The organism is Azospirillaceae bacterium (assembly GCA_028283825.1).
Taxonomy (GTDB): Bacteria; Pseudomonadota; Alphaproteobacteria; order Azospirillales; family Azospirillaceae; genus Nitrospirillum.
The window spans coordinates 71,251-95,675 of record JAPWJW010000003.1; the positions used below are offsets into that span (position 1 = coordinate 71,251).

26 protein-coding genes, 1 other RNA gene and 1 pseudogene are annotated in these 24,425 nt (G+C 67.5%); 14 read left to right on the plus strand and 14 right to left on the minus strand.

Annotation, left to right across the window (positions count from 1 at the left end):
* Positions 1 to 30: 30 nt before the first annotated feature.
* From PW843_12190 to rnpB, 3 genes and pseudogenes are all read right to left on the minus strand, one after another.
* A complete protein-coding gene (locus PW843_12190) occupies positions 31 to 1,254 on the minus strand; it encodes a glycoside hydrolase family 3 C-terminal domain-containing protein (GenBank protein ID MDE1147359.1) in 1,224 nt (407 codons plus the stop codon).
* Between the two features lie 16 nt (positions 1,255 to 1,270).
* A pseudogene (locus PW843_12195) lies at positions 1,271 to 2,137 on the minus strand (glycoside hydrolase family 3 N-terminal domain-containing protein).
* 481 nt (positions 2,138 to 2,618) lie between these two features.
* An RNA gene (gene rnpB, locus PW843_12200) (RNase P RNA component class A) lies at positions 2,619 to 3,051 on the minus strand.
* Positions 3,052 to 3,318: 267 nt separating this feature from the next.
* Between rnpB and PW843_12205 the strand changes: the two genes are divergently transcribed.
* Together PW843_12205 and PW843_12210 are read left to right on the plus strand one after the other, a co-directional pair.
* A complete protein-coding gene (locus tag PW843_12205) occupies positions 3,319 to 6,339 on the plus strand; it encodes an ATP-binding protein (GenBank protein MDE1147360.1) in 3,021 nt (1,006 codons plus the stop codon).
* A complete protein-coding gene (locus PW843_12210) occupies positions 6,332 to 7,294 on the plus strand; it encodes a response regulator (protein MDE1147361.1) in 963 nt (320 codons plus the stop codon). The genes PW843_12205 and PW843_12210 overlap by 8 nt, the downstream gene beginning before the upstream one ends.
* A 13-nt stretch (positions 7,295 to 7,307) precedes the next feature.
* Here PW843_12210 and PW843_12215 read toward each other — a convergent pair whose 3' ends face one another.
* From PW843_12215 to PW843_12235, 5 genes are read right to left on the minus strand one after another with little or no spacing between them, the layout of a single operon-like run.
* Positions 7,308 to 8,003 (minus strand): N-acetylmuramoyl-L-alanine amidase, encoded by a 696-nt coding sequence (locus PW843_12215; protein ID MDE1147362.1) that lies wholly within the window; start codon positions 8,001 to 8,003, stop codon positions 7,308 to 7,310.
* 9 nt (positions 8,004 to 8,012) lie between these two features.
* Positions 8,013 to 8,321, minus strand: a complete 309-nt coding sequence (locus PW843_12220) for a Fis family transcriptional regulator (GenBank protein ID MDE1147363.1) — start codon at positions 8,319 to 8,321, stop codon at positions 8,013 to 8,015.
* 7 nt (positions 8,322 to 8,328) lie between these two features.
* Positions 8,329 to 8,682: a type II toxin-antitoxin system RelE/ParE family toxin gene (locus tag PW843_12225; GenBank protein ID MDE1147364.1), complete on the minus strand. Its 354-nt coding sequence runs from the start codon at positions 8,680 to 8,682 to the stop codon at positions 8,329 to 8,331.
* 54 nt (positions 8,683 to 8,736) lie between these two features.
* Positions 8,737 to 10,554, minus strand: a complete 1,818-nt coding sequence (locus PW843_12230) for an ATP-binding cassette domain-containing protein (GenBank protein MDE1147365.1) — start codon at positions 10,552 to 10,554, stop codon at positions 8,737 to 8,739.
* Positions 10,555 to 10,588: 34 nt separating this feature from the next.
* On the minus strand, positions 10,589 to 11,377 hold the full coding sequence (locus tag PW843_12235) for a molecular chaperone DjiA (GenBank protein ID MDE1147366.1): 789 nt from the start codon (positions 11,375 to 11,377) through the stop codon (positions 10,589 to 10,591).
* A gap of 197 nt (positions 11,378 to 11,574) precedes the next feature.
* On the opposite strand from PW843_12235, the gene PW843_12240 reads away from it, so the two are divergent.
* The 7 genes from PW843_12240 to PW843_12270 all read left to right on the plus strand — a co-directional run bounded on the left by PW843_12240 (position 11,575) and on the right by PW843_12270 (position 15,636).
* Positions 11,575 to 12,657, plus strand: a complete 1,083-nt coding sequence (locus PW843_12240) for a TIGR00266 family protein (protein MDE1147367.1) — start codon at positions 11,575 to 11,577, stop codon at positions 12,655 to 12,657.
* A gap of 53 nt (positions 12,658 to 12,710) precedes the next feature.
* Positions 12,711 to 14,102, plus strand: a complete 1,392-nt coding sequence (fumC, locus tag PW843_12245; GenBank protein MDE1147368.1) for a class II fumarate hydratase — start codon at positions 12,711 to 12,713, stop codon at positions 14,100 to 14,102.
* A 63-nt stretch (positions 14,103 to 14,165) separates the two neighbouring features.
* The gene (locus PW843_12250) at positions 14,166 to 14,453 is read left to right on the plus strand and encodes a hypothetical protein (protein MDE1147369.1); all 288 of its coding nucleotides are present in this window, start codon (positions 14,166 to 14,168) and stop codon (positions 14,451 to 14,453) included.
* On the plus strand, positions 14,450 to 14,650 hold the full coding sequence (locus tag PW843_12255; protein ID MDE1147370.1) for a hypothetical protein: 201 nt from the start codon (positions 14,450 to 14,452) through the stop codon (positions 14,648 to 14,650). Before PW843_12250 ends, PW843_12255 begins: the two co-directional genes overlap by 4 nt.
* A gap of 92 nt (positions 14,651 to 14,742) precedes the next feature.
* Entirely contained in the window at positions 14,743 to 14,973 is a 231-nt protein-coding gene (locus tag PW843_12260) for a hypothetical protein (GenBank protein ID MDE1147371.1), read from the plus strand.
* 65 nt (positions 14,974 to 15,038) lie between these two features.
* Entirely contained in the window at positions 15,039 to 15,203 is a 165-nt protein-coding gene (locus PW843_12265) for a type II toxin-antitoxin system HicA family toxin (GenBank protein ID MDE1147372.1), read from the plus strand.
* Positions 15,204 to 15,228: 25 nt separating this feature from the next.
* The gene (locus PW843_12270) at positions 15,229 to 15,636 is read left to right on the plus strand and encodes a type II toxin-antitoxin system HicB family antitoxin (GenBank protein MDE1147373.1); all 408 of its coding nucleotides are present in this window, start codon (positions 15,229 to 15,231) and stop codon (positions 15,634 to 15,636) included.
* 7 nt (positions 15,637 to 15,643) lie between these two features.
* Here PW843_12270 and PW843_12275 read toward each other — a convergent pair whose 3' ends face one another.
* From PW843_12275 to PW843_12290, 4 genes are all read right to left on the minus strand, one after another.
* Complete coding sequence (locus tag PW843_12275; protein MDE1147374.1) at positions 15,644 to 16,051, minus strand: type II toxin-antitoxin system VapC family toxin; 408 nt, start codon at positions 16,049 to 16,051, stop codon at positions 15,644 to 15,646.
* Positions 16,044 to 16,298 carry an AbrB/MazE/SpoVT family DNA-binding domain-containing protein gene (locus tag PW843_12280; protein ID MDE1147375.1) on the minus strand — a complete coding sequence of 85 codons (255 nt, stop codon included), beginning with the start codon at positions 16,296 to 16,298 and terminating at the stop codon, positions 16,044 to 16,046. The genes PW843_12275 and PW843_12280 overlap by 8 nt, the downstream gene beginning before the upstream one ends.
* Positions 16,299 to 16,365: 67 nt before the next feature.
* A complete protein-coding gene (gene bioD / locus PW843_12285) occupies positions 16,366 to 17,064 on the minus strand; it encodes a dethiobiotin synthase (protein MDE1147376.1) in 699 nt (232 codons plus the stop codon).
* Positions 17,061 to 18,242: an aminotransferase class I/II-fold pyridoxal phosphate-dependent enzyme gene (locus tag PW843_12290; GenBank protein MDE1147377.1), complete on the minus strand. Its 1,182-nt coding sequence runs from the start codon at positions 18,240 to 18,242 to the stop codon at positions 17,061 to 17,063. The genes bioD and PW843_12290 overlap by 4 nt, the downstream gene beginning before the upstream one ends.
* 408 nt (positions 18,243 to 18,650) lie before the next feature.
* Between PW843_12290 and bioB the strand changes: the two genes are divergently transcribed.
* From bioB to PW843_12305, 3 genes are read left to right on the plus strand one after another with little or no spacing between them, the layout of a single operon-like run.
* Entirely contained in the window at positions 18,651 to 19,685 is a 1,035-nt protein-coding gene (gene bioB, locus PW843_12295; GenBank protein MDE1147378.1) for a biotin synthase BioB, read from the plus strand.
* Positions 19,686 to 19,687: 2 nt separating this feature from the next.
* Complete coding sequence (locus PW843_12300; GenBank protein ID MDE1147379.1) at positions 19,688 to 20,986, plus strand: adenosylmethionine--8-amino-7-oxononanoate transaminase; 1,299 nt, start codon at positions 19,688 to 19,690, stop codon at positions 20,984 to 20,986.
* Positions 20,983 to 21,195 (plus strand): ribbon-helix-helix domain-containing protein, encoded by a 213-nt coding sequence (locus tag PW843_12305; GenBank protein MDE1147380.1) that lies wholly within the window; start codon positions 20,983 to 20,985, stop codon positions 21,193 to 21,195. Before PW843_12300 ends, PW843_12305 begins: the two co-directional genes overlap by 4 nt.
* Here the strand turns inward: PW843_12305 and PW843_12310 are convergent.
* A complete protein-coding gene (locus tag PW843_12310; protein ID MDE1147381.1) occupies positions 21,188 to 21,982 on the minus strand; it encodes a helix-turn-helix transcriptional regulator in 795 nt (264 codons plus the stop codon). The genes PW843_12305 and PW843_12310 overlap by 8 nt on opposite strands.
* Positions 21,983 to 22,114: 132 nt before the next feature.
* Here PW843_12310 and PW843_12315 point away from each other — a divergent pair, with 132 nt between their 5' ends.
* Complete coding sequence (locus PW843_12315) at positions 22,115 to 22,903, plus strand: methyltransferase domain-containing protein (GenBank protein ID MDE1147382.1); 789 nt, start codon at positions 22,115 to 22,117, stop codon at positions 22,901 to 22,903.
* Positions 22,904 to 23,042: 139 nt separating this feature from the next.
* Here PW843_12315 and PW843_12320 read toward each other — a convergent pair whose 3' ends face one another.
* Positions 23,043 to 23,228, minus strand: a complete 186-nt coding sequence (locus PW843_12320; GenBank protein ID MDE1147383.1) for a DUF1192 domain-containing protein — start codon at positions 23,226 to 23,228, stop codon at positions 23,043 to 23,045.
* A 108-nt stretch (positions 23,229 to 23,336) separates the two neighbouring features.
* Here PW843_12320 and PW843_12325 point away from each other — a divergent pair, with 108 nt between their 5' ends.
* Positions 23,337 to 24,326 (plus strand): NAD(P)H-quinone oxidoreductase, encoded by a 990-nt coding sequence (locus tag PW843_12325; GenBank protein MDE1147384.1) that lies wholly within the window; start codon positions 23,337 to 23,339, stop codon positions 24,324 to 24,326.
* Positions 24,327 to 24,425: the final 99 nt, after the last annotated feature.

Here is a 24,425-nt window from a genome sequence, read left to right on the forward strand (position 1 = left end):
GTTCCGCCGGGGGGGTATCTTTATGCGGGCTTACTTGCCGCTGACGTCCAGCGCCTGGGCCGGCAGGGTCACGGTCACGGTCTGCACGATGTCGGTGGCGGAGGTCGCCAGCATCACCTTGTAGGTGCCGCCCGCGATCTTCCAGCCGTGGGTGGGCACGTCGTACGTCGCCAGCAGGCGCGGGTCGATGGTGACCGACACGTCCTGGCCGGCACCCGGCGCCAGATCCACCTTCTGGAAGGCGCCCAGGCGCTTGGGCGCTTCCCAGCCGTCGCCGGCGACGTAGACCTGGGCCACGTCCTGGCCCTGGACGGCGCCGGTGTTCTTCACCGTGAACGCGGCCTTGATGCCTTTGCCCGCCGGCTCGGCCGTCAGGCCGCCCAGGCTGAAGCTGGTGTAGGACAGGCCGTAGCCGAAGGGGAACAGGGGCGTGCTGTGATTCTTGTCGAACCACTTGTAGCCGACGGCCGCCCCTTCGATCTTGTAGCTGGTGTAGGGGTGGCTGTCCTCGTCCGACTTGGGATCGCCGTCCATCACCGGGCGCGGGATCTGTTTCAGCGAGGCCGGGAAGGTCACCGGCAGGTGGCCGGAGGGGTTGACCTCACCGGTCAGCACGCGGGCGATGGCCTCACCGCCCGAGGTGCCGGCGTACCAGGCCTCGACCACCGCACCCACCTTGGACAGCCAGGGCATGACCACCGGGCCGCCGGTCTCCAGCACCACCACGGTCTTCCTGTTGGCCTTGGCCACCGTCTCGATCAGGGCGTCCTGGCCGTCAGGCAGGTTCAGGTCCAGCGCGTCCAGAGACTCGCCGGTCCACTGCTCACCGAAGACGATGACGATGTCGGCCTTCTTGGCGGCGGCCGCCGCGGCCTTCACATCCTTGCCGTCCAGATAGGTGAAGGTGGCGCCGCTGCGGGCCTGCAAGGCCTTCAAGGGGGAGGAGGGATGGTACAGCTTCGGGCCGGGGAAGCCCTTGGGGTATTCGTCCGGCACCACCAGGCCGTTCACCGGCCCGCCGTGCGGATAAACCTGGGACGAGCCGCCGCCTGACAGCACGCCGGCGTCGGCATGGGCGCCGATGACCACAATGGACTTGGCCGTCTTGGCCAGCGGCAGCAGCCCGCCCTCGTTCTTCAGCAGGACGATGCCTTCCTCGGCGTCCTTCTGGGTGACGGCGGCGTGGGCGGCATAGTCGATCTTGTCGGCCTGGTCGCCGGCCACCGGATGGTCGAACAGCCCCACCGCGAACATTGGCGCGCAGGATGCGGTGGGCCATGTCGGTGGCCCGCGCCTCGCTGACATGGCCGTTGTTCACGGCCTCACGCAGGGCACCGGCGAAATAGGGGGAACGGTCGAAGGCCCAGCCGGACTGCTGATCCAGGCCGGCGTTGGCGGCCTCACTGGTCGAATGGGTGCCGCCCCAATCCGACATGACATAGCCCTTGAAGCCGAAATCATGCTTCAGCACCTGGTTCAGCAGCCAGTCGTTCTCGCAGCTGAAGGCGCCGTTGACCCGGTTGTAGGAGCACATGACCGAACCCGGCTGCCCCACCTCATGCGCGATCTGGAAAGCCAGCAGGTCGGACTCGTGGCCGGCCTGCTCGTCCACCTGCACATCGATGGTGAAGCGGCTGGTCTCCTGGTCGTTGAAGGCATAGTGCTTCATCGTGCTGATGACGTGCTGGGACTGGATGCCCATCATCTCATGCCCGGTGATGATGCCGGCCAGCAGCGGATCCTCGCCGCTGTATTCGAAGTTGCGGCCGTTGCGCGGCTCGCGGATCAGGTCCATGCCGCCGGCCAGCTGCACGTTGAAGCCGGACATGAAGGCCTCATTGCCGATCATGGCGCCGCCGGCGTGGGCGACCTCCGGGCTCCAGGTGGCGGCGGTGGCCAGGCCCGAGGGCAGCGAGGTGCGCAGGCGCGGGGTGGGCGTGCGCTGGCTGGCGACACCGACGCCGGCGTCGGTCTGCCACTGGCCCGGGACGCCCAGGCGCGCGATGCCGGGGACGTAGCCGGCGGAATCCGGCAGGCCGTCCTTGGGGAAGGTGGAATTCTTGGTGAGGGTGGTCAGCCAGGGCGCGTTGGTGGAGAAATAGCCGAAGGTCAGCTGCAGCTTCTCCGCCAGCGTCATCTCCTTCAGTACCAGGTCGGCGCGGGCGTCGGGGCTCAGGCCCGTGTCCATCCACGGGCGGTCCTTGGGCACGTCGGTCCGGGCCGCCGCCGCCTGGGGCGCGTTGTTCGTGGTCTGCGCCAGGGCGGGCGCCAACGTGGCGACACTGACCAGGGCGGTGGTCGCGATCAATGCGGCAAGGGCCGGGCGGGTACGGACTTTGGGCACGAGTTTCTCTCCGTCGGACATTATTTTTGGCGGTTCCCCCACCCTGGTAGCAGCGGGCGGGAGTGTCCGATATAGCCCAAGCGGCGGCGTTTGGCGCTTTTTTTGTTAGCGCTCACATGTTGGACACGGCGGCGGCGCGGCTACCCGGATGCCTAAAGGCCGGCGACCGCCGGCCCGGACCGGAAGGTCCGCGAGCCTAGCCGCCGGATGGCGGCGCCCGGCGCGTGAGGGAACAAAAAAGCCGGCGCCCGGCGTCTGAGGGCGAAAAAATTAATCTGCCAGACGGCCTGTAAGCCGGGTTCTGTCCTCCGGCCCGTCCCCCCGATAAAGGGGGCAGCGGCCGTGGGATGGCCATTCATCTGGGACGCCTGTCGCCAGGCGCCTCGCGCGACCTACCCGGGCGGCGGCTCGGAAGATGCCTTGACCGGTTGCCCGGCCATGCCGCCCCTATTCGATCTTGCTCCCGGTGGGGTTTACCGTGCCGCCCCTGTTGCCAGGGGCGCGGTGCGCTCTTACCGCACCCTTTCACCCTTGCCTTCCCCCCGTTCCCCCGAAAGGGGCGGGCGGCTGGCGGTTTGCTTTCTGTGGCACTTTCCCTAGGGTCGCCCCCGCCAGGCGTTACCTGGCACCGTTCTTCCGTGGAGCCCGGACTTTCCTCCCCCCGGCGGCTTTCGCCATTGCCGGAAGGCGGCCATCCGGCCGTCTGGCAGGCGGCGAACCTAGGCGCATCGTCCTGCGGATGCAAGCGCCGATGGCGTAGTGTCGGGGCAATCCCATTCCCCGCCCGGATCCTGGACATCGGCACGGGCCCCAGCGGCCCCCTGACCGTTTGCACCCATGTTCCAGGTGCCGATGACGGCCGTGAAAAGAGTTAATTAAGGAAGGCGGCTTATGAATGTCCGTTATCGGGGCGGCGGGCTGTAGGGCGCGCGCTTTCCGTCATGCGATATTCTTTCGATCCAAGGCGCGCGACCATGGCCAGCGACAAGGCGGTTAAGCGGCAATTCCTGAGCCTGTTCCTGCCCACCATGGCGTTCGTGCTTGCGGCCGCGCTGCTGTTCGGCAACGCACGTGTCACGTCGGATCTGGATCGGCTTTGGGCACAGGAAGGCAACCGGGTCGACGTGGCCATGGCACGGCTGGACGACCAGTTCGCCGAACCGTGGCGTCACCTTCATTCCGTGGCGACGGAAGCGGCCACATTGGCGGCGTTGCGGGCCGATGCGGCGTCCATACCTCCCCGGGACATGGCGCAATCGTTGTGGACATTGGTCCGGCGCGATTCCCAGTACGCCGCAGCACTGTGGATAGACCAGGACGGGCATGAGGCGGTGCGTGTCGTGGCCGCTCCGGGTGATGGCGACCCCGTCGCGACCACCCCGCAAGCCCCCGGGCTCAAGGCGCCGAGGCCCAGCCTGGCGGCGGCGTTCCAAATGATGCCCGGCCAGGTCTATGTCTCCCCCCTGATCGCGGCAGAGCCGGACATCGACGGCCCTCATATGTGGATGGCCATGCCGCTGGCCGATGCGGCGGGGGCGCGTCGGGGCGTCCTGGCGTTCGCCCTGAAGCAGGACGCCCTTTTCGCCGATCTGGTCCATACCCCGGGGTATACGGATGCCCTTTTGCTGCTGGACAGGGCGGGGCGCCCGCTGGGTGGCATGGAACCGATCCATCCGTTGCCGCCGGGTGATGGGCGGCAATCGGGTTTTGCCGCGCGCTTCCCCATGGTCTGGGGACGGATGGCCCAGTCGCCATTCGGCGGGTGGAGCGATGGCTCCGGCCTCTGGACCTGGCGGACGATAGATCCCGCCGTTGCCGGCCTGCCCCCCGGTGGTTCGGGCGAGCCGCATTGGATCGTGGCGTCATATCGGTCGCGAGCGCGGGTGATCGCCCTGTATGCCGGGGTCTGGGTGCCGACCGTCGCCGCCGGTGCCGGACTGTCGCTGATTCTGGGGCTGATGAGCTGGCATATCGCCAGCCGGTCCTATGCCCGCGCACAGGCGCTGGGACTGGTGGCCGCCGCCGAAACCCGCGCGGCGGAAAAAAGCCAGCGGGTGGCGGAACTGGAAGAGGCCCAGCGCGCCAGCGCCATCCTGGCCGCCATCGTCCGGTCTTCCGACGACGCCATCATCAGCAAGACCTCGTCGGGCGTCATCACCAGCTGGAACCCCGGCGCTGAAAGGCTGTTCGGCTATCGGGCGGATGAGATGATCGGCGGCCCCGTGACGGTGCTGTTCGCGCCGGCGCAGTTGGCTGAGGAGAACCTGATCCTGGCCCGGATCCGGCGCGGTGAGACGGTCGGTCATTTCGACACCGTGCGGCGCCACAAGGACGGGCGCCTGATCGACGTGTCCATCACCGTGTCGCCCATCCTGGACGGTGAAGGACGTATCGTCGGCGCGTCCAAGATCGCCCGCGACATTTCCGACCGGAAGCGGGTGGCGGAAGAACTGGAACGCCACCGGCAGGACCTGGAGGAACTGGTGGAGGTCCGCACGGCGCAGATCGTCGCCACCAACCGCAAGCTGGAGGTGGCGCTGGCGGAGGCCAACAAGGCCAACCAGGCGAAAAGCGTGTTCCTCGCCAACATGGGGCACGAACTCCGCACGCCCATGAACGCTGTCATGGGTTTCATCGGGCTGGCGTTGGAACAGCAATTGCCGGCGGAGCCCCGGCGCCAATTGAGCGCCGCCCAGAAGGCGGCGAAAACGCTGCTGGGCATGATCAGCGGCATCCTGGATCTGTGCCGCCTGCAAACGGGGCTGACCTCGCTGGACCCGGTGGTGTTCGATCTTCGCGACCTGTTGGACGCGGCCCTCGCCCCCTTGAATGAGAAGGCCGGTGACAAGGGTTTGGCGCTGACGGTCCATTACGCCCCCGATGCCGGCCCCAGCCGCATCGGTGATCCCGCGCGCGTCCGCCAACTGGTGGAGCATCTGGTCGGAAACGCCATCAAGTTCACCGACGCCGGTGCGGTGACCGTCTCCCTGCATCCCGCGGCGGAGGCCGGCATGGTGGAACTGTCCGTCACCGACACCGGCATCGGCATGACGGCGGAACAGATCGAGCGGCTGTTCGACCCGTTCTTCCAGGCCGACGACACCGCCACGCGGCGGCACGGCGGCATGGGCCTGGGCATTTCCATCAGCCGCGAGCTTGTCACCCTCATGGGGGGCGATATCCGCGTGGAAAGCCAACCCGGCAAGGGTAGCGCCTTCCATGTCCGTCTGTGGCTGCCGGCGGCGGTGGCCACGGTGCCCATGGCGGCGAAGGTGGTTCCGCTGCCGAATGATCGTGTCCCTGGATCGGGATGGGCGGCCCATCGCGCCTTTTCCATCCTGGTGGCCGACGACAGGCCTGAGAGCCTCGAAATCATGCGCCACCGGCTGGAGAAGCGGGGGCACCGCGTGATGGCGGCCCGTGATGGTGAAGAGGCGGTGGCCCTGGCGCGCCGGCAGCCCTTCGACATCGCGCTCATGGACATCCAGATGCCACGGCTGTGCGGCCTGGGCGCCACCCGGCGGATCCGCGCCCTGGATGACGGTCGGAACTGCGCCATTCCCATCATCGCGCTCAGCGCCAACATGGAGGCGGAGGAAAAACGCGAATGCGCCCTGGCCGGCGCCTCCGCCTGGCTGTCGAAGCCGGTGGACTTCGATCAATTGGCCGCCCTGATGGAGCACCTGGTCCCAGGGGGGGATGGCGCCGGCACGGAATGCCTGGTGGACACCGTCCAGGCTCTTCCTGAAATTCGGCCGTTCCTGGTGGCGCTCCGCCAGGCGCTCGATACCGATGATCCTGACGTGATCGAGCCGGCCCTGGCGCCCCTCGCGGCCATGGCCGGTGGTGGTTATGGCGTGGCCAAGCTGGGCCGCCTGGTGGCGGAGTTCGAATTCCACCAGGCCCGGGTCCTCACCGACCTGATGCTGGAGGACATGGGCGCTGGTCGGCAAGCGCCCACGGACATGGAACAGGGACGGCTGGCCCATGGATAAGCTTTGGAAGATCCTGGTCGTGGATGACGAAGCCGCGAACCTCCAGGTGTTGCGGGAGATTCTTGGCGCCGATTACGCGCTGGTTTTCGCGAAGACCGGCCCGCAGGCGCTTGAGGTGGCGGCAAGGCACCACCCGGATCTCATCCTGCTGGACATCATGATGCCGGACATGGACGGGTATGAGGTGTGCCGGCGGCTCAAGGCGGACGCGAACCTCCGGCACATCCCCGTGATCTTCGTGACCGCCCTGGGCGAACAGGCGGAGGAGGCCAAGGGCTTCGAGGCCGGCTGTGTCGACTATGTCACCAAGCCGGTGTCGGCGCCCTTGGTGAAGGCCAGGGTCCGGACCCATGTCGCCCTGGTGGACCAGGCGGCCATCCTGGACAGGTTGTCCGTGGCGGGGGAGTTCAAGGACCAGGACACGGGCGACCATGTGCGCCGCATCGGCCGGTATGCGGAACAACTGGCCCAGGCCCTGGGGTGGGCGCCGGACGCCTGCCGCGCCATCGGGCTGGCGGCCCCCATGCATGATATCGGCAAGATCGCCATCCCCGACCGCATCCTGCTGAAAGGCGGCCGGCTGGATGAGGAAGAGATGGCCATCATGCGCACCCATGCGGCGCAAGGGGCCGCCATCATCGGCAATGGCGGATCGGCCCTGATGCGTATGGCCGCCCGCATCGCGCTGACGCATCACGAGAAATGGGACGGCAGCGGTTATCCGAGCGGATTGGCGGGAACCGAGATTCCCATGGAGGGCCGGATCGTCGCCCTGGTCGATGTCTACGACGCGCTGTTGTCCCCCCGCCCCTACAAAAGCGCCTGGCCGCGGGAAGAGGTGATCGATTACCTGCGGGAACAGGCCGGCCGGCACTTCGACCCCGACCTTGTGCGCCTGTTCCTGGAGACCGTCGTGGAAGACGAAGGGGCGGGAAGCTCGGCCCCATCCGCCTAAGCACCCCGCCTGTTCAACGCCCCGATTGAGCCAGCAGGCTATGCAGCCGCCGCACCGTTTCGCCATCCACCGCCTGGCCCAGGGCTTCCGGGTACCAATGGCGCTGGAAGGCGGTCAGGGCCTGGGGCCCTGTCACCGCCGTCAGGTCATAGCCCAGGCGGGCCAGCAGGGCATCAATGTCCTGGGTGACGCCGTCCCAGGCCGATCCGGGATGGGACGGATCCGGCCACAGCCCGACACCGGCGGCGGCCAGGCCCGGCCAGTCGAACAACTCGCCCGGGTCCTGCTTGCGGTCGGGCGCCATGTCGGAATGGGCGATGACGTTGCCGGGCGGGATGGCGTGCCGCGCCAGGATGCCCAGGGACAGCGCCGTCACCGCCCGCATCTGCATCATGGGGAAGGGGCGATAGCCGAACTCGTGTCCGGGATTGACGACCTCAATGCCGATGGAGCGGCTGTTGACATCGCCGGCCGGCCCCCAGGCGCCACGGCCGGCATGCCAGGCCCGTCTATCCTCATCCACCAGCTGCCAGACGCCGCCATCCTCCTCCACCAGGTAATGGGCGCTGACCTGCGCCTCCGGATCGCACAGCCGATCCAGCGCCGCCTCGGCCGATGCCATGCCGGTGTAGTGCAGCACCAGGATATCGACGGCGGTACCCTCGGGTCGGGAGCCATGGTTGGGGGAGGGGCGGTGGCGGATGGTCATGGGCGGGGATCACGACGGGGTGATGTCATCGATCAGTTCGATCTTCAGGGTCTTGCCCACGGCACGGGCGGCGCGGGCCAACGTGTCCAGGGAAATAGCAACATTATCGGGATCCAGCACCCTATCCAGTTGGGTGCGGCTGGTGCGCATGGTTTCCGCCATGGCGCTCTTGCTGAGGTCGGCTTGCCGGCGAGCATCCTCCAACTGCCAGGCGACTACACGTTTGATGGCCTCGGCGTAAGTCTCATCCCGCGTGCCTTCCGCGATTAGGAGGGACTCAAAGCTGCTGCCCAAATGGTCATGGTCGCGGGTCGTCATGGGTACGTCACCGTTTCTCGGGGGCACTCGACAAATACTCCGCCCAACGTTTGCGGGCCGTTCGGATGTGGTGGTCCTGCTTGCCTTTGCCGTCATGGGCGTGAAGCAGGACGGCCAGACCATCATCCACGCCGAAATAGACGCGGGCCTCCACCTTGCCCTTGGCGATGGTTGATCGGACTTCCCAAAGTCCATCCCCCAGGGCGCGGCAGATCGGCATGCCCACCGGCCAGCCGAATTCAACCGTCGCGATGTCCTTGCCCACGATGGTCCGATCTGGGGCAGGCAAGGCCAACAACCATTCACGCACCGGCTCCGCGCCACTATCGGACCGGAAGAAGTGGGCGCGCAGTCGTTTCATTGGTCGGACTGTACCTTATGTGGTGCGACCTGAAAAGCTTTCCAGCCTTTCCCTTCAGCCCCCGCTCTCCAACTCCTCCTTCAGCGCCTCCAGTTCCAGCCAGCGTTCTTCCGCCGTGGCCAGGTCCTGGTGGGCCTTTTCCAGGTCGGCGCTGGCCTTCTGGAAGGCGGCCGGATCGCGGGCGTAGAGATTGGCGTCAGCCAGCTTGGCCTCCAGCTTCTTCGCCTGGTCCGTCAGCTTGTCCATCAGGGCCGGCAGCTGGTCCAGCTCCCGCTGTTCCTTGTAGCCCAGCTTGCGCTTGGCCTTGGGGGCTTCCGCCGCCTTGGGTGCTGCATTTGAGCCCCCGGTGGCGCCACCGTTGATGGCTGCGCGTGCCGGGCGCTGGGTCAGGTAGTCGCTGTAGCCGCCGGCGTATTCCTCCACCACGCCGTCCCCCTCCACCGCGATGGTGGAGGTGACCAGCCGGTCCAGGAAATCACGGTCGTGGCTGACCAGCAGCAGGGTGCCGGGATAGTCGGTCAGGACCTCTTCCAGCAGGTCCAGCGTATCCATGTCCAAATCGTTGGTCGGTTCGTCCAGCACCATCAGGTTGCTGGGCTGCGCGAACAGCTTGGCCAGCAGCAGGCGGTTGCGCTCGCCACCCGACAACGCGCGGGTGGGCTGTTCCAGCATGCCGGGATCGAACAGGAAGTCGCGCATGTATGAGGCCACGTGGCGTGGGGTGCCGCCCACCACCACGCTGTCGCCGCCGAAGGGCAGCAGCACCTGGCGGATGCTCTGGTTGGGATCCAGCTGCGCCCGGCGCTGGTCGAACACCACGGTTTCCAGGTTGGTGCCGAGGCGGATGGTGCCGCTGTCGGGCGCCAGTTCACCCATCAGCATCTTCAGGATGGTGGTCTTGCCCGCACCGTTGGGGCCGATCAGGCCCACCCGGTCGCCGCGCAGGATGCGGGTGGAGAAGTCGCGGGCGATGATCCGCGTGCCTTCCGACCCCTCGAAACTCTTGGCGACGTTGGTCGCCTCGATCACCAGCCGGCCGGAGCCCTCGGCCTCCGACACCGCCAGCTTGACCTGGCCCTGGCGGTTGCGGTCGGCGCGGTCCTGGCGCAGGCCCTGCAGCGCGCGGACGCGGCCCATGTTGCGGGTGCGCCGGGCGCTGATGCCTTCGCGCAGCCACTTCATCTCCACCGCGATCTTGCGGTCCAGCTTGGCGAAGGCCGTATCCTCGGCGGCGAACACCTCATCCCGCCAGGCCTCGTATTCGGCGAAGGGGCGCTCCGTCTCGCGCATGGTGCCGCGGTCCAGCCACATGGTCTTGCGGGCCAGATTGTTCAGGAAGGTGCGGTCATGGCTGATCAGCAGCAGGCCGCCGCGGAAGGATTGCAGCGCCTTTTCCAGATACTCGATGGTGGGCAGGTCCAGGTGGTTGGTCGGCTCATCCATCAGCAGGACGTCGGGGTTGCTGACCAGGGCCTGGGCGATGGCGGCGCGGCGGGCCTCACCGCCCGACAGGGTGTTGGCGGCGCGGTCGCCCGGCAGGCTCAGTTCATCCAGCACGGCCTGCACGCGATAGGGCGCATCCTCCACCAGGCCGGCGCTGACGAAGTCGGCCACGGTGGCGTAGCCGCTGAAGTCCGGTTCCTGGTGCAGGTAGCCGATGCGGGCACCCGGCTGGATGTAGCGCTCACCCTTGTCCAGGTCGACGATGCCGGCCAGGGCCTTCAGCATGGTGGACTTGCCGCTGCCGTTGCGGCCGACCAGGGCCACCTTGTCGCCACGACCGATGGCGACATCCACGTTCTCAAACAGCGTGGTGGCGCCCAGGGTGATCTGGGCGCCCTTCAGGGCGACGATAGGCGGGGTGGGGGCCATGGAAGCGATGTACTCGATATCTGGGTGTTAAGTGTCAGCGGCGCGGCACGGGCGTGCTTGCCCGCCGGCTTTGGATGGTGTCGTAGGCGGCGTTCAGCGCGGCCGTCTTCCGCGTGGCGATGGCCACGAACTCGGCTGGCAGGCCCTGGGCCATCACCGTGTCGGGATGGTTGTCGCGCAAGGCCTTGTGCCAGGCCAGCTTGATTTCGGCATCGCTGGCATCGCGGGTCACGCCCAGCACGGCGTAGGCGTCGTCCGGCGGGGCGTCGTGGCCGCCGGGCTTGCCGCCATGGATGTGGCGCAGGGCCTCGAACGTGGTCTCCCGGATGCCGAAGATGCGCGCGACCTCCGCCAGGAAGGACAGTTCCGCCGGGTGCAGGTGGTCGTCGGCGGTGGCGATATGGAACAGGCCGCCCAGCAGATCCTCCAGCACCGCAGGCCGATCCTGGAACAGGATGGCCAACTGGCGGGCATAAATCTCGAACCCGGCGGTATCGCGCCGGGCGATGTCGAAGACGCGGCCGACATTGCGCATTTCATCGGGCGGGATGTGGAACACCCGCTTGAAGGCGTCGATCTCCACCCGGTCCACCGTGCCGTCGGCCTTGGCCATCTTGGCGCCCAGGACGATGACGCCGATGGTGAAGGCCATGCTGTGGGTCTGGTCCGGCCGGCCGTCGGGGCCGGGCGGCAGGTTGGAACCGGTGGTCCCGGCGGCCCAGGCGTCGGCGGCATGGCCGGCGGCAATACCCAGCAAGGCGCCCAGCGGGCCACCCAGCGCGAACCCCGCGACACCACCCACCACCTTGCCCCAGATGCTCATCCGCTTGGTCCCGATCCGCCGTCGCGGGGCGCACCATAGCGGCACCGGGCGCGGACGCCAATGGCCACCGGCGGTTGGCCGGGGGGGCCAATTGGCGCCGGTGCCCTGGACCACCCCTTTGGCCGGCCTGTCGCCGGCCCGCCAATCTTGGTAAAAAAGGGGCCGCAACCGCGAACGATACCGGGAAGGGGTCGGCCATGGCGCAATGGTTTTTCCACAATGGCCAGCAGCAGGCGGGCCCGCTGGAGGACGCGGCGGCGAGGGACTTCGCCCGTGCCAACCCCGGCGCCCATTGCTGGCGCGAAGGGTTCACCGACTGGCTGCCGGTGGGCCAGGTGGCGGAACTTTACGGCGGCACCGCATCCCCGCCGCCCCCACCCCCGCCGCCTGGTGGCGCCGCCGGCATCTGGGGCGCCTTCAGCAGCGCCATCGACAGCGCCACCAGCGCCTTCAACCAGGCGGCGTCCGGGGGCAATCCCTTCAGCACCGGTCCCGGTCCCGCCAACCCGCTGGCCTACACCATCCACGGCCATGAGATGCAGTATGTCGAGGTGGCCCTGGCCCCCGGCGACAGCGCCATCGCCGAGGCCGGCGCCCTGCTCTACAAGGACGCCAGCGTGGACATGGCGACCATCTTCGGCGATGGCTCGGCCCGTGACGGCGGCGGCGTGCTGGACCAGCTGTGGGGGGCGGGCAAGCGCGTACTGTCCGGTTCCACCCTGTTCACCACCGTCTTCACCCAGCGCGGTGTGGGGCAGGGCACGGTCGCCTTCTCCGCCCCCTATCCCGGCACCATCTCGGCCCTGAAGCTGTCCGACTATGGCGGGCGCCTGATCTGCCATAAGGACAGCTTCCTGGCGGCCGCGCGCGGTGTCGCCATCGGCATCTATTTCCAGCGCCGCATCCTGACCGGCCTATTCGGCGGCGACGGCTTCATCATGCAGAAGCTGGAAGGCGACGGCATCGTCTTCATCCACATGGGCGGCACCCTGGTGGAACGCACCCTGGCGCCGGGTGAGGTCATCCACGTGGATACCGGCTGCCTGGCCGCCATGACCGCCGACATCGATTTCGACGTGGAACAGGTGGGCGGCATCAAGTCCATGCTGTTCGGCGGCGAGGGTCTGTTCTTCGCCCGGCTGCGCGGCCCCGGCAAGGTGTGGCTGCAAAGCCTGCCGTTCTCGCGCCTGGCCGGCCGCATGCTGGCCTCATCCCTGGTGGGAACGCGGGAGGAGGGGGGTGTGTTCGGCGCCATAGGCAACATCCTCGACAAGCGCTGACATCGGGACGGCGCTAGACTGAGCGTCCGTTCCCAAGCCTGGAGAGTGTTCCCATGACCGCCACCCGCACCGAAACCGACAGCTTCGGCCCCTTGGAGGTGCCGTCCGACCGTTATTGGGGCGCCCAGACCCAGCGGTCGCTGGGCAACTTCAAGATCGGGGGGGAGCGCATGCCGCCGGCCCTGGTGCACGCCCTGGGCATCCAGAAGCAGGCGGCGGCCCAGGCCAACGTGAAACTGGGCGAATTGGACGATGCCATCGGCCGCGCCGTCATCCAGGCGGCGGCGGAGGTGGCGGTGGGCAAGCTGGACGACCATTTCCCCCTGGTGGTGTGGCAGACCGGTTCCGGCACCCAGACCAACATGAACGCCAACGAGGTCATCTCCAACCGCGCCATCGAGCTGCTGGGCGGGGAGATGGGCAGCAAAAAGCCGGTCCATCCCAACGATCATGTCAATCGGGGGCAATCGTCCAACGACAGCTTCCCCACCGCCATGCACATCGCCGCCGCGGTGGAACTGCACCGTACCCTGGTGCCGGCGCTGGAACATCTGCGCGACGCGCTGGCGGTCAAGGCCGACGCCTTCAAGGCCATCGTCAAGATCGGCCGCACCCATCTTCAGGATGCGACCCCGCTGACCCTGGGCCAGGAATTCTCCGGCTACGCCCAGCAACTGGCCTATGGGGTGGAGCGGGTGAAGGCGGCCCTGCCGGCCCTGCTGCGCCTGGCCCAGGGCGGCACGGCGGTGGGCACCGGCCTGAACGCCAGGAAGGGCTTTGATACCGCCTTCGCGGCGGAGGTGGCGGACCTCACCGGCCTGCCTTTCGTCACCGCGCCGAACAAGTTCGAGGCGCTGGCCACCCACGACAGCCTGGTGGAGGTGTCGGGCGTGCTGAACACCCTGGCCGCCTCGTTGATGAAGGTCGCCAACGACATCCGCCTGCTGGGCTCCGGCCCCCGCTGCGGCATTGGCGAGTTGAGCCTGCCGGAGAATGAGCCCGGCAGCTCCATCATGCCGGGCAAGGTCAACCCGACACAGTCGGAGGCGATGACCATGGTCTGCGCCCAGGTGATGGGCAACCACACCACCGTCACCATCGCGGGCGCCACCGGCCATTTCGAACTGAACGTGTTCAAGCCGGTGATCATCTACAACGTGGCACAGTCCATCCGCCTGCTGGCCGACGCCGCCGTCAGCTTCACCGACAATTGCGTGGTGGGCATCACGGCGAACGAGGACCGCATCGCCAAGTCCCTGCACGAAAGCCTGATGCTGGTGACGGCCCTGAACCCCCACATCGGTTACGACAAGGCCGCCAAGATCGCCAAGAAGGCCCACGCCGAAGGCACGACGCTGAAAGAGGCCGGCCTGGCCCTGGGCTTCCTGACCGAGGCGGAGTTCGACGCCTGGGTGAAGCCGGAAGACATGATCCATCCCAGCTGAGGGCTTGTGGAACGGACATGCTCACCTCATTATCATGTGCAGGTCATGATAATGAGGTGATCCATGTTTGGTGGGCAGGAACTGGCGACCGAACGGGTCACCACCTTGATGACACCGTCCGAGAAGGCCAACCTTGAGGCGAAGGCTCAAAAGGTGGGCGTGTCGGTCGGCGAATTCGTACGCCGTTCCGTTGATGCATTCGATCCGGAGGAGGCGACGTTGCTCACGCAGTTGGCGGCGCTGGCCACCGAATTGGATCGTAGCAATCGTGATGCCTCGGACGCTCTCGACAAGGCGCTTGCCGATATTGAACTGACCCGGCGGCAACTCCGCGGTGGGGCTGGCGCATGAGTGCGATCAAGGACATTTTGAGTGGCCTCAAGACGACGATCGAGTTGAACACCAAGGTCGTGTCAGTGAGCAATGCCGTTTCCGAACTGACCAAGGACGTGCGCAATTTGGACCGCCGCTTGGTGCGGGTGGAGACGATTATCGAGATTGCCCGCCCCGACGGATCGGTGCTGCGTATCGCACGCGACGATACCTGAATCCCAATCAAGAAACCGCTTGCCTGAATTCCTGATTTGTGCCTTCATTGTTCCTAGTTTGTTCTTTCGCATTTCTGGCGATGGAGGGCGATATGGCTGCCGCGTTTCAATGGGGGCATCTGGACCAGGGGAACATCGTGGCCGACATGGCCACCGCCGTGGCGGTCTACGCCAACCCCAGGGATGAAATCGTCATCCGCCGCCAAGGCAGCTTTGATGCCGAGGATGATGTGGTGGTCATGCCGCTGAAAGTGGCGGAGGCGCTGCTGCGCCGTATGGAAAACCTGATCCAGGAAATCCGGGCGGAAACGGCGCTGAGCTGATCGTCGCGCAACCGCTCTTTTCCCTTCTTCGCTTGGTGTGTATCATACACATGAGAAGCGCTGACTTGATTCGGGAATTGCAAGCGATCGGCTGGGTGCTGGACCGGGTGCGGGGATCGCACCATGTTTTCAAGCATCCACACCGCGTGGGCACCATCGTGGTTCCGCATCCCAAGAAGGAATTGGGCATGGGCTTGGTGGCGGCCATACGCAAGCAGGCTGGTCTGTAGGGCGCATGCGATGGCGGAGGTCAGGATGCGGTATCCCGTAGTGATCGAGCCGGGTGACGGCGACACGGCCTATGGCGTGATCGTGCCCGATCTGCCCGGCTGCTTTTCCGCCGGTGACACCTTGGATGAGGCGCTGAAGGCGGCGGAGGAAGCCGCCGCCGCTTGGCTAGACGCCATGCTGGATGAGGGCGGGGCCGTGCCGCCGGCCACCACCCTTGAAGCCTTGCGGGCCAACCCCGACTACACCGGCTGGATCTTCGCCATGATCGAGGTCGATCCCGCCGTGCTGGACGACAAAGTGGAACGGGTGAACATCACCTTGCCGCGCCGTGTCCTGCGCCGCCTGGACAGTCTGGCCAAGGCGGCGGGGGAAACGCGTTCGGGCTATATCTCATCCCTGACCTTGCGGGATGAGGGGCGCCAGCGTGCCTGAGCGGTCGTCAACTGCGGGGCTGGCGGATGGCGACGACATCAATCCCAAGCGCGTCTCTCACCTTCAGCCAGGCGAGATCGGCCGTCAGGACCTTGGCCCGAAGCTGTTGGCCCAGGGATAAGCACGCCCGATCCCCCAGGGACAGTCCGGCGGACTTTGTGACGTGGCGCATCTGTGCCGCCAGCATGGCGTGATCGTTGGAGAAATCCACGGGGATCACGCCTAACGACAATATGGCCTCTGCGGCGGCATCGACCTGCCAGCCCTTGTCGCTCAGCTTGGTCAAAACCTCGGCGAAATTGACGCTGGTGATGAGGGCGCCGGGCAATTCGCCCATAACCACATTGGCGCCCGGCTCCGCCCATACCAGGGCAAGAACGGCAGAGGCGTCCAAGACAACGGCGCCCTCACTCACGGGCGGCTTCCGCCCGGCGCTCGGCGATCAGTTCATCGACCGGGCTGCCATCGGGCGATCCGTACTGTCGGGCCAGCTTCTGTACGCGGGCGACGGCGGCCTCAACTGTTTCCAGGATGATGCGGCCGTCTTCGACACGGGCCAACAGCTTGCCGCCGGCTTCCAGGCCCGCCGCCCGCCGCACTTCCAACGGGACGACCACGCGGCCGTTGGCCGCCATTGTGGCGGGTTGGGATTTCCGTGTCACCGTGTTTCTCCGATGGCATTACCTGGAAACTATGCCACCGTGAGGGCGAATGGGCAATTGATGCCTTTCACAGCCCCAGCATCGCCAGCAGCGCGTCGAACGCCGCGTCCGCTTCATCCACCTGCGCCACGCGGTGCACGGGCGCCAGCGGGATGCCGGGGGCGAAGCGGGCCAGGGTGGCCAGGGTCTCCTCCATCGGCACGGTGGCGCCGGGGGTTTCGCTGATGGCGATGGCGGCGACTTTCAGGCCGCGGCGGGCCAGCACGTCCAGGGCGGTCAGCGTGTGGCTGAGCGTGCCCAGGTAGCTGCCGGTGACCAGCACCAGCGGCAGGTCCAGCGCCACCATCCAGTCCAGCACCGTGCGGCTGTCGTCCATCGGCACCATGGCGCCGCCCACGCCCTCCACGAAGATCGGCGCGCCGGCGAAGGCGGCCCGCTCGCGGCACCATTCGATCATGCCGTCCACGTCCAGCGGCCGGCCCTCGCGCGCCGCCGCCATGTCGGGCGACAGGGGGGCGGCGTAGCGGTGTGGGCTGATGCGCGCCACCTCTGCCGCTGTTACCGGCCGGTCCATGGCGGTCAGCAACTGGGCGGGGTCGCTGGCGGCCAGGCTGGCCGCATCATCCAGGTCGATGCCGCTGACGATAGGCTTCAGCGCGGTAGCGGGCACGCCCTTGGCCCGCAGGCGGCGGACCAGGCCGGATGTGACGAAGGTCTTGCCGATGTCGGTGCCGGTGGCGGTGACGAAAAAGGCGGTGGCGGTCATGGGGCGGTCTCAATGGTCTTGAGCGGCAGGACGTGGGTGCGGATCAGACCGGCCAGGCGGTCGATCTCGGCGTCCGGCGTGCGGGCGGTGAAGGTGATGCGCAGGCGGGCGGTGCCGTCCGGCACGGTCGGCGGGCGGATGGCGGTGACCAGCAGGCCCTCTTCCGCCAGCAGGCGCTGGGCCGCCAGGGTGGTCTCGGCCGTGCCCAGGATGACGGGCACGATGGGGCTTGTCGCCGGGGGCAGGCCCACCTGTTCGGTGAAACGCCGGGCCTTGGCCAGCGGCCGGGCGCAGAGATCGGCATCGGTCGCGATGATGTCCAGCGCCTCGATGGCGCCGGCGACGGCGGCCGGGGGCAGGCCGGTGGAATAGATGAAGGTGCGGGCGCGCGTCTTCACCAGGTCGATCACCGCCTGGGACCCGCAGAGGTACCCGCCGTAGCCGCCCGCCGCCTTGCTGAGCGTGCCCATCTGCAAGGGGATGGCGGGCTTGTCCCCGAAGGCGAAGCTGGACCCCCGGCCGCCGCCCAGCACGCCCACGCCATGGGCGTCGTCGGTCATGAACCAAGTGTCGTGTTGGGCGCAGAGATCGGCCAAGGCGGGCAGGGGCGCCAGGTCGCCATCCATGGAAAAGACGCCGTCCGTCACCAGCAGGGCGCGGGCGTACCGGCCGCGATAGGTTTCCAGCACCTGGGCCGCGTGGGCCACATCGTTGTGGCGGAAGATGCGCAGGGTGGCACCGGACAGCTTGGCGCCGGCCCAGATGCAGGCGTGCGCCAACTCATCCACCACGATCAGGTCCTTAGGGCCCACGAAGGTCGGGATGATGCCGGTGTTGGCCAGATAGCCGGACCCAAAGACGCACGCCGCCTCCGTGCCCTTGAGGGCGGCCAGCTTGCCCTCCAGCACATCGAACAGCGGGTGGTTGCCGGTGACCAGGCGCGAGGCGGCGGCACCCGCGCCATACCGCTCCACCGCCGCCACGGCCGCCGCCTTCACGCGCGGGTCGTGGGCCAGGTTCAGATAGTCGTTGCAGGAAAAGGACAGCAGGCGCCGGCCGTCGCGCGTGATCCACAGGCCGCCGTCGCCGCCCCGGTCGCTGTCCACCAGCCGCCGGCGCAGGGAGGCGGCGTCCATCTCGGCCAGCTTGGCCTCGGCGAATTCGGTCAGGGACTGCATGGGGGCTATCCGTCGGGGAAGGTCGGCGGGAGCTTAGCGGCAAGCGGCGACACGATGCGTGCGAAAGTGCGGCGCCTGGGTTGCGGGGGCGCTTTTCACCCGCCATCTACACAGCGCGAGTAAGAATGACGGGGGAACGCGATGTTGCTTTTTCGACGCCGACAGGGGCGGTCTTGGAAGAGATGGTTGGTGGCTGATCTTTTTGTCGGCCTCATCAGCATGCCGTTCTGACGCGCAATCATCTGTCGCTGCCGGGGCCCCGTACGACTGGACCTTTTCACCACCCTCGGCCCCACCAGGCGCCGCCCCGGTTTTTCTTGACCGGTTCCCACGCCTGCCGTTAGGTGCGGGCTGGCCTTGGGCTCCGGCCCCGCCCCGATATTCCAAGGATGTTATCCCGTGACCGCCATCGACATCAGCCGTCCCGCCGCCTTCCCCGCCGCCGCCATCCTGGAAAGCGACGACGTGCGCACCGATTGGACACGGGGCGAGATCCAGGCACTGTTCGACCTGCCCTTCACCGAACTGGTGTTCCGCGCCGCGACCGTGCACCGCCAGCGTTTCGACCCGACGCAGGTCCAGATCTCCACCCTGCTGTCCATCAAGACCGGCGGCTGCCCGGAGGATTGCGCCTATTGCCCGCAGAGCGCGCATCATGAGACGGGTCTGAAGGCCAGCAAACTGATGGAAGTGCAGAAGGTGCTGGCGGAGGCCAAGGCCGCCAAGGACGCCGGCGCCAGCCGCTTCTGCATGGGTGCCGCCTGGCGGTCGCCTAAGGACCAGGACCTGGAATCGGTCTGCGCCATGGTTGAGGGCGTGAAGGCCATGGGCATGGAAACCTGCGTCACGCTGGGCATGCTGAATTCCGGCCAGGCCCTGCGCCTGAAAGAGGCCGGCCTGGACTACTACAACCACAACCTCGACACCTCGCCGGAGTTCTACGGCAACATCATCACCACCCGCACCTACCAGGACCGGCTGGACACCTTGTCCAACGTGCGTGAGGCCGGCATCAACGTCTGCTGCGGCGGCATCGTCGGCATGGGGGAGGATCTGACGGACCGCGTGGGCATGATCCACACCCTGGCCACCCTGCCGCAGCATCCCGAAAGCGTGCCGATCAACATGCTGGTGCAGGTGGACGGCACGCCGCTGGACGGCGAGGCGGCGCTGGACCCCATCGAGTTCGTGCGCACCATCGCCGTCGCCCGCATCACCATGCCGGCCTCCATGGTGCGCCTGTCGGCCGGCCGTGAGGGCATGAGCGATGAGACGCAGGCCCTGTGCTTCCTGGCCGGCGCCAATTCCATCTTCTATGGCCCCAAGCTGCTGACCACCGCCAACCCGGTGGCCGACCATGACAAGCAGTTGCTGGTCCGCCTGGGCATGACCTCCATGGACGTGGTCGAGGAAGGCTGTTCCGACGACAGCTGCGGCGCGTAATCATGAGTGGCGCTGGATCGTTCCTTAATCGGAACGACTGGTTCGGGCAGGGCGGCCGGCACATCTGGCTGCCCTACACCCAGATGAAGACGGCCCTGCCGCCCTTGCCCGTGGTGGCGACGGAGGGTGTGCGCCTGACCCTGGCCGACGGCCGGCAGCTGGTGGACGGCGTCGCCAGCTGGTGGACCGCCTGTCACGGCTACAACCATCCGCACATCCGTGAGGCGGTGGCCGAGCAGATGGCGCGCATGCCGCACGTCATGTTCGGCGGCTTGGCGCATGAGCCGGCCTACACCCTGGCGTCCCGCCTGGCGGCGATGCTGCCCGGTGATCTGAATCGGGTGTTCTTCTGCGACAGCGGCTCTGTCTCCGTCGAGATCGCCATGAAGATGGCGACGCAATACTGGCTGAACCGGGGCGTGCCCGGCCGCACCAAGCTGGCGGCCTTCCGTGGCGGCTATCACGGCGACACCATCGCCACCATGGCGGTGTGCGACCCGGAAGAGGGGATGCACAGCCTGTTCGCCGGCCTTCTGCCCGAACATCTGATCCTGGACCTGCCGGTGGATGAGGAAGCCGCCGCGCGGTTCGATCGTGACCTGGCCGCCCAGGCCCACACCCTGTCCGCCATCCTGGTGGAACCGTTGGTGCAGGGGGCGGGCGGCATGGTGTTCCATGATGCCGCCGTGTTGCGCCGTTTGCGGGACGCCGCCGACCGTCACGGCCTGCTGCTGATTTTCGATGAGATCTTCACCGGCTTCGGCCGCACCGGCACGCTGTTCGCGTGTGAGGCGGCGGGCGTGGTGCCGGACATCGTCACCCTGTCCAAGGCCTTGACCGGCGGCACCATGGCGTTGGCCGCCACCATCGCGTCGGATCGCGTGTTCCAGGCCTTCTGGTCGGACAACGCCATGGCCGCCTTGATGCATGGCCCCACCTACATGGCCAATCCCCTCGCCTGTGCCGCTGCCAATGCCTCGCTGGATCTGTTCGAGCGCGAACCGCGCCTGGACCAGGTGGCGGCGATCTCCGCCGGCCTGGCGGCGGGGCTGGAGCCCGCACGCGATCTCAAGGGCGTGAAGGATGTGCGCACCCTGGGCGCCATCGGTGTGGTGCAGTTGGAGGCTATGCGTGACCTCAACGGCCTGAAGCAGCGCCTGATCGACCGGGGCGTCTGGGTGCGGCCCTTCCGCGACATCGTCTACCTGACGCCGTCCTTCACCATGGACGGCGACGATCTGGCCTTCCTCAGCCGCGCGGTGGTGGAGGCCGTCGCCGACCATCTGCGGGCGACGCCATGAGCTTGCGCAAGCGTTCCGTCCTCATTGCCGGCCATCCCACCAGCGTGACGCTGGAGGAACCCTTCTGGGAAACCCTGAAGGACATGGCCTCGGCCCGGGGCCTGTCGATCAACGCCCTGGTGGAGGAGATCGACGGCAACCGTGACGGCAACCTGTCCAGTGCGCTGCGCGTCGCCGCACTGCTGTGGGTGAAGGCTCAAATCAACTGAGTGACACCAGCGTCACCAGCTTCACGTCCGGCTGGTGCGCCAGGGTGAAGGTCACCTGCTCATAGCGCAGCAGGCCGTCCTCCGGATGGCGGAAGACGCGTTCGCCGCCGGCGCGGCCGGTGACGGCGTGGGCATGCCACAGATCGGCGAAGACGGGGCTGCGGGCATTCAAATCCGCCACCAGGGCCCGCATGCCGGGATCGTCCAGATGGTGGCTGTAGTCCACCCGGAATTCCGCCACCACCCGCCGCGCGCGGTCGTCCCAATCGGGAATCAGGCCGTGGGCCGCCGGGTTCAGGAACAGGTAGCGCAGCTGGTTGCGCTCCGTCGCCCTATCGTCCAGCCAACCGGTGAACAGCCGGGCGGCGGCCCCGTTCCAGGCCAGGGCGTTCCATTGCCGGTCCAGCAGATAGGCGGGATGATTGATGCCCCGTACCAGCGCGTCCAGCGCCGCTGCGACGACCGGCGGGGGCCGAGCCGGCCCGTCCTCCGGATCGCGCTTGCCCGCCAGGTCGAACAGATAGGCGCGTTCCGCCGCCGACAGGCGCAGGGCGCGCGCCAGGCGGCCCAGGGCGGATGGGGAGATGGAGACGTCGCGGCCCTGTTCGATCCAGGTGTACCAGGTGACGCTGACCCCGCCCAACTGCGCCAGTTCCTCCCGCCGCAGGCCGGGGGTGCGGCGGCGCGGGCCGGTTGCCAGGCCGCAGGCACCGGGGCTCAGCCGTTCGCGCTGCGCCCGCATGAACTCGCCCAGTTCCTGGCGTTTGGAGGTGTCCAGGGTGTCCATCGGTGGCTGTTCCAAGCGGAGAGGGGAAGCATTGGATACCAGTATAAAGCTGGATCTGGTACCAGTTTAAGCGCCTGTCATCCTGTCCATCCACCCCGCCGCAAGGGGAAGAAGAATGGAGACCCCAAGGAAATGACTGCTCAAGAAACCATCACCCGGCATCGCGACCAGGAATCGCTGGTCGCCGGCCAATTCGGGCCCCAGGCGGGCGCCTATGTCGCCAGCGCCGTCCATGCCCAGGGTGAGGATCTGCGACAACTGGCCGGCCTGGTGGCGGGCAAGGGGTACAAGACAGTGCTGGATTTGGGGTGCGGCGGCGGCCACGTCGCCTTCACCGTGGCGCCGCATGTGGGCCGGGTGACGGCCTGCGACCTGTCGCCCGACATGCTGGCCGCTGTGGCGGCGGAGGCCGGGCGGCGCGGCCTGGACAACATCACGACTGAGGTCGGCCGCGCCGACGCCGTGCCGGCGGGCGACGCGCACTTCTGCGCCGTGGTCAGCCGCTACAGCGCCCACCACTGGCCGGACCTGGCGGCGGGCTTGGCCGAGGCGCGCCGGGTGGTGAAGCCGCGCGGCGTCGCCGTCTTCATGGACGTGGTGACGCCGGCCGATCCCTTGCTGGATACCTTCCTGCAATCCATCGAACTGCTGCGCGACCCGTCGCACGTGCGCAACTACGCGGTGGCGGAATGGCGGTCGGCGCTGGAAGGGGCGGGGTTCCGCGTCACCGGCGTGACGCAACGCCGCCTGCGGCTGGAGTTCAGCAGCTGGATCGCGCGCATGAACCCGCCGGACAGCCATGTCGCCGCCATCCGGTCCCTGCAGGGGCGCATGTCGTCCCGGGTGACGGACCACTTCGCCGTCGAGGCCGACGGCACCTTCACCCTGGACACGGCAACGTTCGAGGCCGTGCCGGTTTGATATCAGGCGTCATGAGGCGCCGCCTCATGACGCTAGCCCGCGACTGCGGGCGCCGGACCTTTTCGGGGAGCCGAAGGCGGATTGGAAAGGGAGGATAAGCCAAGCCGCCGGATGGCGGCGCCCGGCGTATGAGGGCGCACTACTTCTTGAAAAACGCGGCGGCGGCGTTGACCGAGGCTTGCTTGGCCTTGATGGCGTCGTCGACGCGCGCCACCTCCGCCTCCAGGCTGTTGCGGTATTCCCGCAACTCGCCCACCGACAGGCGGGCGATGTCCAGGAAGCCTGTGGGGCGCTGGGGCGGCGGGGCGATGTCGTCGGTATCCATGGCCTTCACTCGATGATCTGGGAAGCAGGATTGGTTAAGCGTTGCGGTTGCCACTGTGCCGCCGGGGGCCTACATGGTGCAAGACCGACAAATGGAGAGCGTCGCCCCATGCGTGCCATCGCCATCACCGCCCCCGGCGGCCCGGACGTCCTGCAAGCCGTTGAAAGGCCGACACCCACGCCCGGTCCGGGCGAGGTCCTGATCCAGGTCGCCGCCGCCGGCGTCAACCGTCCCGACTGCCTGCAACGGGCCGGTTATTATCCGCCGCCGCCCGGCGCCTCCGACCTGCCGGGGCTGGAGGTGGCGGGCACCGTCGCCGCCTTGGGTGAGGGTGTCACCGGCTGGGCCGTGGGGGATGGCGTCTGCGCCCTGGTGAACGGCGGCGGTTATGCCGACCTGGCCGTGGCGCCGGCCACCCAGTGCCTGCCCGTGCCGGCAGGCTTCAGCCTGGTGGAGGCGGCGGCCTTGCCGGAGACCTTCTTCACCGTCTGGACCAATGTGTTCGATCGGGGCCGCCTGGCGGCCGGGGAGACATTCCTGATCCATGGCGGCACCAGCGGCATCGGCACCACGGCCATCCAGTTGGCCAAGGCCTTCGGTGCTCGCGTGTTCGCCACCGCCGGCGGGCCGGAGAAGGCCAAGGCCTGCCAGGATCTGGGCGCCGACCGGGGCATCGACTACAAGGCGGAGGATTTCGTGGCCGTGGTCAAGGAACTGACCGGCGGTCGCGGCGTCGATGTCATCCTGGACATGGTGGGCGGCGACTATCTGCCCCGCAACATCGAGGCCCTGGCCGACCAGGGCCGCCACGTCACCATTGCCTTCCTGAGGGGCCCCAAGGTGACGCTGAACCTGACCCCGGTGATGACCAAGCGCCTGGTGCTCACCGGCTCCACCCTGCGTCCGCGCAGTGTGGCGGAGAAGGGCGCCATCGCGGCCAGCCTGCTTGAAAAGGTCTGGCCCCTGCTGAACGCCGGTACGGTGCGGCCCCTGATCCATGAGACCTTCCCCCTGGATCAGGCGTCGAAAGCCCATGCCCTGATGGAAAGCAGCCAGCACGTGGGCAAGATCGTCCTGACGGTTGATGGACGGGCCTAGCCAGATCAATAGAAGCGGCGGCCGGGTCATAGTCCGTAAAAAGGCATGGCCTCGCCCGTCGCGTGCCTCTATATAGCTGATGTACGCGTCACAGTTTTT